The organism is Corallococcus sp. CA047B, from assembly GCF_003612065.1.
GTDB lineage: Bacteria > Myxococcota > Myxococcia > Myxococcales > Myxococcaceae > Corallococcus > Corallococcus praedator.
Window position 1 is genome coordinate 23,527 of the sequence record NZ_RAWD01000060.1, and the last position, 10,244, is coordinate 33,770.

At 72.1% G+C, this 10,244-nt stretch carries 2 protein-coding genes; both read right to left on the reverse strand.

Translation table 11 applies throughout. The annotated features are described in order from the left end of the window. Positions 1-24: 24 nt before the first annotated feature. On the reverse strand, positions 25-4,689 hold the full coding sequence (locus D7X74_RS12655) for a type I polyketide synthase (protein WP_120533197.1): 4,665 nt from the start codon (positions 4,687-4,689) through the stop codon (positions 25-27). A 42-nt stretch (positions 4,690-4,731) separates the two neighbouring features. After that, positions 4,732-10,176 (reverse strand): non-ribosomal peptide synthetase, encoded by a 5,445-nt coding sequence (locus D7X74_RS12660; protein ID WP_120533198.1) that lies wholly within the window; start codon positions 10,174-10,176, stop codon positions 4,732-4,734. Positions 10,177-10,244: the final 68 nt, after the last annotated feature.

Here is a 10,244-nt window from a genome sequence, read left to right on the forward strand (position 1 = left end):
AACGAAAGGGGTGCGGGAGGGGGACTACGGCTCCTCGTCGGAGGCGCCGTCGCCCCGGCGGCTCGCGCGGCGGGCGCGGCGGCGCTCTCCACGGCTGAGCGCCTCGGTGTCTTCGGGTGTGGCTTCCGCGTCCTCGGTGCCGCTGGCGGCCTTAAGCAGCTTCGCCAGCGCGCCCACGGTGGGGCCTTCGTAGAGGGTGACGGCCGGCAGCGCGACGCCGAACTGTTCGCGCACGCGGGCAATCAGCTTCACGCCCACCAGCGAGTTGCCACCCAGCTCGAAGAAGTTGTCGTGCACGCCCACCTGCGCGATGCCGAGCGTCGTCTCCCACAGGTGGGCGATCTGCTCCTCCAGCGCGTCGCGCGGCGGCACGTACGCGTTCTGGAGCGTGGGCCGGGGCGTGGTGCCCAGGGACGAACCCACGTCCTGCTTCGCCGCCGCTGCCTCCTGCGAGGCCGCCGGCTGCGACCACTTGCGCGCGCGGGCGCGCAGGTTGCTCGTGGACACCGCCACGTGGGACACAGCGCCCAGCTGGAAGAGCTGCTCGAAGGCGTCCTCTCCCTCGGAGAGGGTGATGGCCAGCGCGCCGAACGGGCTCTGCGTGCCCTCGGCGCGGGACTCGAACTTCCACGCGTCCCAGCCCACGCTCATCCACGGCACCGGCGTCGTCTGGGACTGCTTCGTGGCGAAGGCGTCCATGAAGGACGTGGCCGCCGCGTACGACGCCAGCCCCAGGCCGCCCAGCACCGCCGCCAGCGACGACGACAGCAGGCAGAAGTCCAGCGGGCGTCCGCGCAGCGCCTCCTCCAGCGCGTACAGCCCGCGCACGCGGCCGTGGAAGGTGTCGCGCACGTCCTCCGGCCGGGTGTCCGGGATGGCCCGGAACAGGGCCTGGCCCACGTCACCGGCCGCGAACACCACGCCGTGCAGCGCGCCGAAGCGCGCCGCGGCCGCGTCCACCGCGGCCTGCACCTGGACCTTGTTGGCCGCGTCCGCGGAGACGGTGAGGACCTCCGCGCCCAGCGCCTCCAGCGCGAGCACCTGGAGGATGCGGCGTGCCACCGCGTCGTCCTCCGGGTTCGCCGCGAGGTGCGCGTCCCACTGCGCGCGCTCCGGCAGGCCCGTGCGGCCCGCGAGCACCAGCTTCGCCTTCACCCGCTTCGCCAGGGACTTCGCATGCGCGAAGCCCAGCGTGCCGAAGCCGCCGATGAGCAGGTACACGCCGCCCTCGCGCAGCGGAATCTGCGCGGCGCGGGGAGCATTCGCCGGAATGGACTCGAACGTCTGCACCCAGCGCGCGCCGCCACGGTAGGCGATGACGTTCTCCTGCCGGGACGGCGTGGCGGCCTCGGACAGCAGGGCCTCCACCAGCGCCGTCTCCTGCCAGCTCCCGGGCGGAGGCAGGCGCAGGTCCACGGCCTTGGCGGACAGGTGGCTGTACTCCTGCGGAATCACGCGCACCGGGCCCAGCACCGTGGCCAGCTCCGGGTTCGGCGCTTCCTCGCCCAGCGACTGCATGCGGTTCGTGACGGCGACCAGCGACACCGGCCGCGTCCCCGGCTGACGGCCCAGGGCCTGCGCCAGCCCCATCAGGCCCAGGAAGCCCTTGCCCAGCGCGGACTCGAAGTCCGGCTCACCCTGCGCGTCGCCCACGCCCAGCGTGCCCAGGTGCAGGACGTGGTCCGGCGCGCGGCCCTGCGCGGTGAGCGCCTCCAGCAGCGTGCCTTCACCGCCCAGCGCCAGCGTCCAGTGGTGCTCGTCGCGCTTCGACGTGACGGCGCCCGGGGTGATGCGCAGCACGTCCTGTCCGGCCTCGCCCAGCTTCAGCGCGAGCCGCGCGCCCAGACCTTCCGCCTCGTCGGGCAGGAACAGCCACCAGGAGGCCTTCTTCTCGCTCCAGGCGCTCTTCGGGGGCGGCAGGGAGCGCTGCCACGACGGCAGGTAGAACCAGCGGGCCACGGGCTGCTTCTGATCCGCGGACACCCACTCGGCGCGCTCGCCATCGACGGCAGGGGTCTCCTTGCGCGGGTCCACCCAGTGGCGCTGACGCTCGAAGGGGGACGTGGGCAGCGCGATGCGGCGGCGGCGCTCCTCGCCCCGGAACGCGTCCCAGTCCGCCTCCACGCCCTCCAGCCACAGCCGGCCCAGCGTGCCCAGCGCGTAGTCCAGGTCCGCGTGCTGCTCCTTCGGGTGGCGCAGCGAGTTGAGCAGCGCATGCCGCGCGCCCTTGTCCGGATGCTGCCGCGCCAGCGTGGCCAGCGTGTTGCCCGGGCCGACCTCCAGCAGGATGGCGTCCGACTCCTTCATCAGCTCCGCCACGCCGTCCGCGAAGCGCACCGCGCCGCGCAGGTGCTTGGCCCAGTAGTCCGGGCTCGTGGCCTCCTCGGACGTCACCCAGGTGCCGGTGACGTTGGACAGGTACGGCTTCTTCGGCGCCTGCCGGGCCACCTTGCGCACCGCCTCGCGGAAGGCGTCCAGGATGGGGTCCATCATCGCGGAGTGGAACGCGTGCGACGTGTGCAGCCGCGAGCTGTTGATGCCTTGCAGCTTGAGCGTCTCCACGAACGCGTCCACCAGCGGGGTGGGGCCGGCGACGACGCAGGTGGACGGGCTGTTCACCGCCGCCACGGACAGGCCCGCGGGCAGCATCGGCGTCACGTGCTCTTCGGGCAGGGACACCGCGAGCATCGCGCCCGTGGGCAGCGACTGCATCAGGCGGCCGCGCGCGGCGACCAGCGCCAGCGCGTCGTCCAGGGTGAAGACGCCCGCGAGGCACGCGGCCACGTACTCACCGATGCTGTGGCCCACCATCGCGTGCGGCGTCACGCCCCAGGACTCCCAGAGCTTCGCGAGCGCGTACTCGATGACGAACAGCGCGGGCTGGGTGAGGCCCGTCTGCTTGAGGCGCTCCGAGGCCAGCTCGCGCGACTCCGCGGACGGGTACAGCACGGTGCGCAGGTCCAGGCCCAGGTGCGGCCTGAGCTTCTCCGCGCAGGTGTCCACCTGGGCGCGGAAGAGGGGCTCTGACTCGTACAGGCCCTTGCCCATCTCCACGTACTGCGAGCCCTGCCCGGAGAACATGAACATCACCGGACGGCCGCTGTTCTCCGCGGTGCCGCTGAACACGCGGCCCGGCGTGCGCTCCTCCAGCGCCGCGACCAGGTCCGCCGTCGTGCGCGCCACCACCGCGCGCCGCTTGCCGAAGCGCTTGCGGCCCAACTGGAGCGTGTACGCCACGTCCGCCAGCTCCGTGGCCGGGTGCTCCTTGAGGTGCGCGGCCAGCCGGTCCGTGGCGACCTCCAGGGAGGCCTCCGTGCGCGCCGACAGCAGCACCACCTGCGCGGGGCGCCGGGGCTTGTCGGTGGCGGGCAATTCCGGCGCCTCTTCCAGGATGGCGTGCGCGTTGGTGCCGCCCATGCCCAGCGACGTGACGCCCGCGCGGCGCGGCGTGGCGCCCTTCGGGAAGTCGCGCAGCTCCGTGTTCACGTAGAACGGGCTGTTGGGGAAGTCGCACGCCGGGTTGGGCGTCTTGAAGTTGAGGCTGGGGACGATCTGCTTGTGGTGCAGCGACAGGGCCGCCTTGATGAAGCCCACCGCGCCCGCCGCCGAGTCCAGGTGCCCGATGTTGCTCTTCACCGACCCCAGCGCGCAGAAGTTCTTCTTGTCCGTGCCCTGGCGGAACGCCTGCGTGAGCGCCGCCACCTCGATGGGGTCGCCCACCTTGGTCGCGGTGCCGTGGGCCTCCACGTAGCCGATGGTGTCCGGCTCCACGTTGGCCACCGCCTGCGCCAGCGCGATGACCTCCGCCTGCCCCGCGACGGCCGGGGCCATGTAGCTGACCTTCTGCGAACCGTCGTTGTTCACCGCCGAGCCGCGCACGACGGCATAGACGGTGTCCCCGTCCTTGAGCGCATCCGACAGGCGCTTGAGCGTCACCACCGCCGCGCCGTGGCCGGCGACGAACCCCTCGGCCTCCGCGTCGAAGGTGTGGCAGTGGCCGTCCGGCGCCGTGGTGCCACCCTCGTGGTACAGGTAGCCCGCCTTCTCCGGGAAGTGGATGGACACGCCGCCGGCCAGGGCCATGTCGCACTCGAACGACAGCAGGCTCTGGCAGGCGTAGTGGATGCAGGTGAGCGACGTGGAGGACGAGGACTGGACCGTGACGGCCGGGCCCTTCAGGTCCATCCGGTACGCGACCTCCGTCGTCAGGCTGTCCTTGTCGTTGCCGATGGACGCCTGGAGGCTCTCCACCGACGCGACGTGCGCCAGGTGCGAGTACAGGTTGGAGAGCAGGTACGTGTTCATGCTCATGCCGCCGAACACGCCCACGCGGCCGGGCTGCCGCTCCGGGCTGTAGCCCGCGTGCTCCATGGACTCCCAGGCGCACTCCAGGAAGACGCGGTGCTGCGGATCCATCAGCGCCGCTTCGCGCGGGTTCATGCCGAAGAAGGCCGCGTCGAACTGGTCCGTGTCGCCCAGCGTGCCGCGCGCCTTCACGTAGTTGGGCGCGCGCACCATGGCCGGGTCCGCGCCTTCGGCGATGAGCTCCTCGTCGGTGAAGAAGGTGATGCTCTCCACGCCGCCGGTGAGGTTCTTCCAGAACTCGGCGATGGTCTTCGCGCCGGGCAGGCGTCCGCCCAGGCCGATGACCGCGATGCCTTCCACTTCGGAGAGGGTGTCAGTGCTCATGGAGCCGTCCTTCGAAACCTGGGGTGCCTTGAAAGTCGTCGGTTACTTGCCACGGCCGCGCGTCTGCTGACGCCGTGCCTGGGCGGCCCTGCGGCGCTCCGCCTCGTCCTTGATCTTCTGGGAGGCGGCGCCGGAGTCCTCGCCCTTGTTCGCCAGGTGCTGGGCCAACGCGCTCACGGTGGTGAACTTGAACATGTCCACCAGCGCGAGGTCCGCGCCCAGCTCCTCGCGCATCCGCCGGTGCGCCTGCGCGATGAGCAGCGAGTTGCCGCCCAGCTCGAAGAAGTTGTCGTGCAGGCCCACGCGCTCCACCTTCAGCACCGCCTGCCAGATGGCGGCCACGCTGCGCTCCACCGCGCTCTGCGGCTGGGCGTAGGCCACGGCGGACGCGAGCCGGGCCCCCTCCGGCGCGGGCAGCGCCTTGGTGTCCACCTTGCCGTTCGTGGACAGGGGCAGCGCGGACAGCGGCACGTACGCGGACGGCAGCATGTACGGCGGCAGCGCCTCCGCGAGGAAGGTGCTCAGGTCCGTGTGCGTGGGCGCGGGCTCCGACAGCACCAGGTACGCGACCAGCCGCTTGTCGCCCGGCGAGTCCTCGCGCGCCATCAGGAACGCGTCGCGCACGGCGGGGTGGCGGCGCACGGCGGCCTCCACCTCACCCAATTCGATGCGGAAGCCGCGGATCTTCACCTGATCATCCGCGCGGGACAGGAACGTCAGCACGCCATCCGGCAGCCAGCGCGCGCGGTCGCCCGTGCGGTAGAGCCGCTCGCCCGGGTGGAACGGATTTTCGACGAAGCGCTCGGCGGTGAGCTCCGGCCGGCTCCAGTAGCCGCGCGCCAGCCCCAGTCCGCCCACGTACAGCTCGCCGGGCGTGCCCACGGGCAGCAGGTTGCGCTCCGCGTCCAGCACGTACACGTCCGTGTTGATGATGGGCCGGCCGATGGGCACCCACGCGTGGCCCTGGAGGTCCTCCACCGCCATCCGGTGGTAGGTCGTGCACACCGTCGTCTCCGTGAGGCCGTAGCCGTTCACCACCGGCGTCGTGGCGAGCAGCTTCTCCACGTCGCTGGCCACCAGCGCCTCGCCGCCGGAGAGGACCAGCCGCAGGGGCGGCAGCTCCTCCAGGCGCGCGTTGAGTCCCGCGATGACCGCGGGCACGGTGCTCACGATGGTGACGGTGTGGCGGGTGATGAGCTGGAAGAGCTTCTCCTGGTCGAGGATCTCATCCTCGGTGGGCAGCACCAGCGCGCCGCCCGTGCACAGCAGCGGGAGGATTTCGCCCACGAAGCTGGCGGAGGCCACCGACGTGAGCGGCAGCATCCGGTCCTTCGCCGTGGGCGCGTACGACTCCACGAACGAGCGCACCAGGTTCGAAAGGCCCCCGTGCTCCAGCATCACGCCCTTGGGCTGACCGGTGGAGCCGGACGTGTAGACGACGCACGCCAGGTCGCCAGCCCGCACCGGCGCGGCGGCCTGTACGGACAGCGCGCCGTCCAGCGGCTGGTCCACGAACAGCGTGCGCGCGGACGTGCCCGCGGGCAGCGTGCGCTGGAGCCAGGACTGGGTGAGGAGCACCGGCGCGTGCGTGTCGCCAAGCACGAAGGCCACCCGCTCGGAGGGGTAGGCCGGGTCGATGGGGACGTAGGCCGCGCCCGTGGCCATCACGGCCAGCACGGACACCAGCGTCTCCACGGAGCGCTCCAGGCAGACGCCGACGATGTCGCCTGGCTTCACGCCCGAGGCGCGCAGCCACCCGGCCAGTTGGCCGGAGCGCTCCGCCAGCTCGCGGTAGGTGAGCTGCGAGTCCTTGAAGAGGACCGCGACGTGGTCCGGCGTGCGCGCCACCTGGGTGGCGAAGAGCGCGGGCAGCATGTCCGCGTCGGTGAGCGCCACGCGCGGGCCGCGCCAGCCTTCGAGCAACTGCTGCTGCTCTTCGCGGGTGAGCAGCGGCAGCCGGGAGAGGGCGCGGCGCGGCTGCGCGGCGATGCCCGCGAGCAGCGTGCGCAGGTGCCCGGACATGCGCTCGATGGTGCCCGCGTCGAAGAGGTCGGTGTTGTACTCGAAGGAGGCGACCAGCTCGCCGTCCGCCTCGCCCATGGTGAGCGTGAGGTCGAACTGCGCGCCGCCGTGCGACAGCACCAGCGATTCGATGGGCAGGCCCGCGACGGTGGCGCGCGCGCCCGGGATGTCCAGGGCGAAGGGCGTGAGGCCGCGCTCATCCAGCTTGGACGCGCGCTGGTAGACGAACATCACCTGGAACAGCGGCGAACGGCTCTGGTCGCGCACCGGCTGCAGCCGGTCCACCAGCGCGCTGAAGGGGTAGTCCTGGTGCTCCAGCGCCCCCAGCATCGTCTGGCGCGTCTGGGCCAGGTAGTCCGTGAAGGACAGGGAAGGGGACGGCCGCGTGCGCACCACCAGCGGGTTGACGAAGTAGCCGGTGATGCCCGCCAGCTCCGCGCGCCCCCGGCCCGCGCTCACCACGCCGAGCGTGAAGTCCTGCTGGCCGGTGTAGCGGTGCAACAGGGCCTGGAAGGCCGTCTGGAGCACCATGTTGGGCGTGGCGCCGTGGTCGCGCGCCAGCGACTTCACCGCGGCGGTGATGCCCGCGTCCAGGCGGCGGGTGTGCACACGCCCGTTGAAGGTCTGCACCGGGGGACGCGGGTGGTCCGTGGGCAGGTCCAGCACCGGCAGCGTCCCGGAGAGCTGCTCGCGCCAGTACTTCTCCAGCGCCTGTCCGCGCGCCCCGGCGAGCATCTCCGCCTGCCAGCGCGCGTAGTCCGCGTAGGTGCGCGCGGGCGCCGCCAGCGTGGGCCGCCGGCCCAGCCGCAGCGCCGGGTAGAGCGCGTCCAATTCCTCCGCCATCACCGCCAGCGACCAGAAGTCGGTGACGACGTGGTGCATGGCGATGAGCAACGCGTGGTCATCCGCCGCGCGCGACACCAGCCGCACGCGCAAGAGCGGCCCCTTCTCCAGGTCGAACGGGCGGCGGGCCTCGGCGGACAGGTGCTCCAGCACCTGGTCGTCGCTCCAGCCCTTCGCGTCGGTGGTGACGAAGTCCGGCGCCAGCTCCGCGTGCACGCGCTGCACGGGGCCGGTGGCCGCCATCACGAACGTGGTGCGCAGGGCGGGGTGCCGGGAGACCAGCGCCTCGAAGGCGCCCTTCAGGGCCTGCGCATCCAGCACCGCGCGCACGCGCACCGCGACGGGCACGTGGTAGGCGGCGCTGTCCGGCGCCAACTGGTGCATGAACCACAGGGCCTGCTGACCGCCGGACAGGGGCGCATCCCCCGTGCCGGAGTCCGCCGCCACCGGGTTCGAGGACTGCTCGGAGCGGGGCGCCGCCAGCAGCTTCACCACCGTCTGCGCCAACTGGGCGAGCGACACGCCCTGGAGCACGTCCGACAGCGGCAGGTCCAGGCCCAGCCCCGCGTCCACGGCGCTCTTGAAGTCCACCGCCATCAGCGAGTCCACGCCGTAGGCATGCAGCGGCTTCTCCACGTCCACCAGCGCGGTGGGCAGCCGCAGCACCAGGGCCGCCTGCTCCTGGAGGAACACCGTCACCATCGCGCGGCGCGCGGCGGGGTCCTGCACCACCGCCAGCATCTTGTTGAGCAGGCTGGCGTCCGGGCCCACCGGAGCGACAGGGGCGGCGGCCTCCGCGACGGAGGGCTCCGGCGTCACGGGCGCGGCGGCGGCGGTGGGCGCGGCGAGGATGCTCTTGTGCAGGGCCTCCAGCGTGTCCGCGACGTACTCCGCGCGGGTGGCGAAGCGCTGGATCTTCCCGCTGGACGTCTTCGGGATGGCGCCCGGTCCCAGCAGCACCACGCCCTGGGCCTGGAGGTCGTGTCCGGCCGCGACGGCCTGCCGGATGCCCTGCGTCAGGGCCTCCAGGTCCACGCCGGCCTTCTCCACCGCGCGCCGGTCCACCTCCGTCACGACGATGAGGCGCTCCTCGTCCTCCAGCTCGATGGAGAACGCCGCGGTGCAGCCCGGGCGGATGGCGGGATGGCTCGACTCCACCGTGCGCTCGATGTCCTGCGGGTAGTGGTTGCGCCCTCGGATGATGATGAGGTCCTTCAGGCGCCCGGTGACGAACAGCTCGCCGCCATCCAGGAAGCCCAGGTCGCCCGTGCGCAGGAACGTCGTCGCGTCGGACGTGCCGGTGAGCGGCTGCTGGAAGGTCACCTGCGTCTGTTCGGCGCGGCCCCAGTAGCCCTGGGCGATGCTGGGCCCGGCGACGCGGATCTCCCCCACCTGTCCCGGCGGCAGCGGCTTGCCCGTCTCCGGGTGCGCGATGACGAGCTGCTGGTCCGTGAGGTTGCGGCCGGAGCCCACCAGCGTCTGGGCGCCCTTCCGCGCGGGTTCGGCGGCCACCACGCGGTTGTCCTTCAGCGCGCCCGCGTCCACGGTGCGCTGCACGGGCAGCTCGCGCTTGTCACCGCCGGAGGCGATGAGCGTGCCCTCCGCCAGGCCGTAGCAGGGATAGATGGCCTCCGAGCGGAACCCCTGGGGACCGAAGGCCTCCGCGAAGCGCCGGAGCGTGTCCGGCATGATGGGCTCCGCGCCGTTGAACGCGAGGTCCCAGTGGCTCAGGTCCAGCTTCGCGCGCTCCTCCGGCGTGGACTTGCGCACGCACAGGTCGAACGCGAAGTTGGGCCCGCCGCTCGTCGTGGCCTTGTAGCGGGAGATGGCCTCCAGCCAGCGCATGGGGCGCTTGAGGAAGTCCACCGGCGAGAACAGCGTCACCGGGAAGCCGCCGAACAGCGGCTGGATGATGCCGCCGATGAGCCCCATGTCGTGGTACGGCGGCAGCCAGATGACGCCCTGGCTGTCCGTCGAGTGCCCGAAGCACGAATGGATCAGCTTCGAGTTGTGCAGCAGGTTGCCGTGCGTGAGCACCACGCCCTTGGGCGACGACGTGGAGCCGGAGGTGTACTGGAGGAACACCCGCGTGTCGGTGGCCACGCCGGGGTCGCGCCAGCCTTCGGCGACCTCCGCGTCCAGCGTGTCGGTGGCGATCCAGTGCAGCTCGCGCAGCTCCGGCGCCTGCTCGAAGAGCATCTCCCCCATGCCGTAGATGAAGTCGGTGGTGAGGGCGATGGTGGCCTGCGCGTCCTGGCTGATGGCCAGCAGGCGAGGAAGCGTGCGCGCGAGCCGCATCGGGTCCGGCGGATAGATGGGGACCGCGATGACGCCCGCGTACAGACAGCCGAAGAACCCGGCGATGTAGTCCAGTCCGGGCGGATACAGCAGCAGCGCCCGCTGGCCCTGGGCCCCGCGCGCCTGGAGCGCCGCCGCGATGGCCCGCGCCTTCTGGTCCAGCTCCGCGTACGTCAGGTGCGCTTCGTCCGTCTCCCCGTCCAGCAGGAACGTGAAGCCACGGCGGTCCCCCTGGTCCCGGGCGCGGACGCGCAGCAATTCCACCAGCGTGGAAAACGAAAGGTCGGGGGCCGGAGGAGAACCGGACGGCGTGCCGCTGAGCATGGACGCGACTCCTGGGATGCGACGGGGGTGCCGTGCACGGGAGGGGGCACGGGGACGCGGATTCAGGG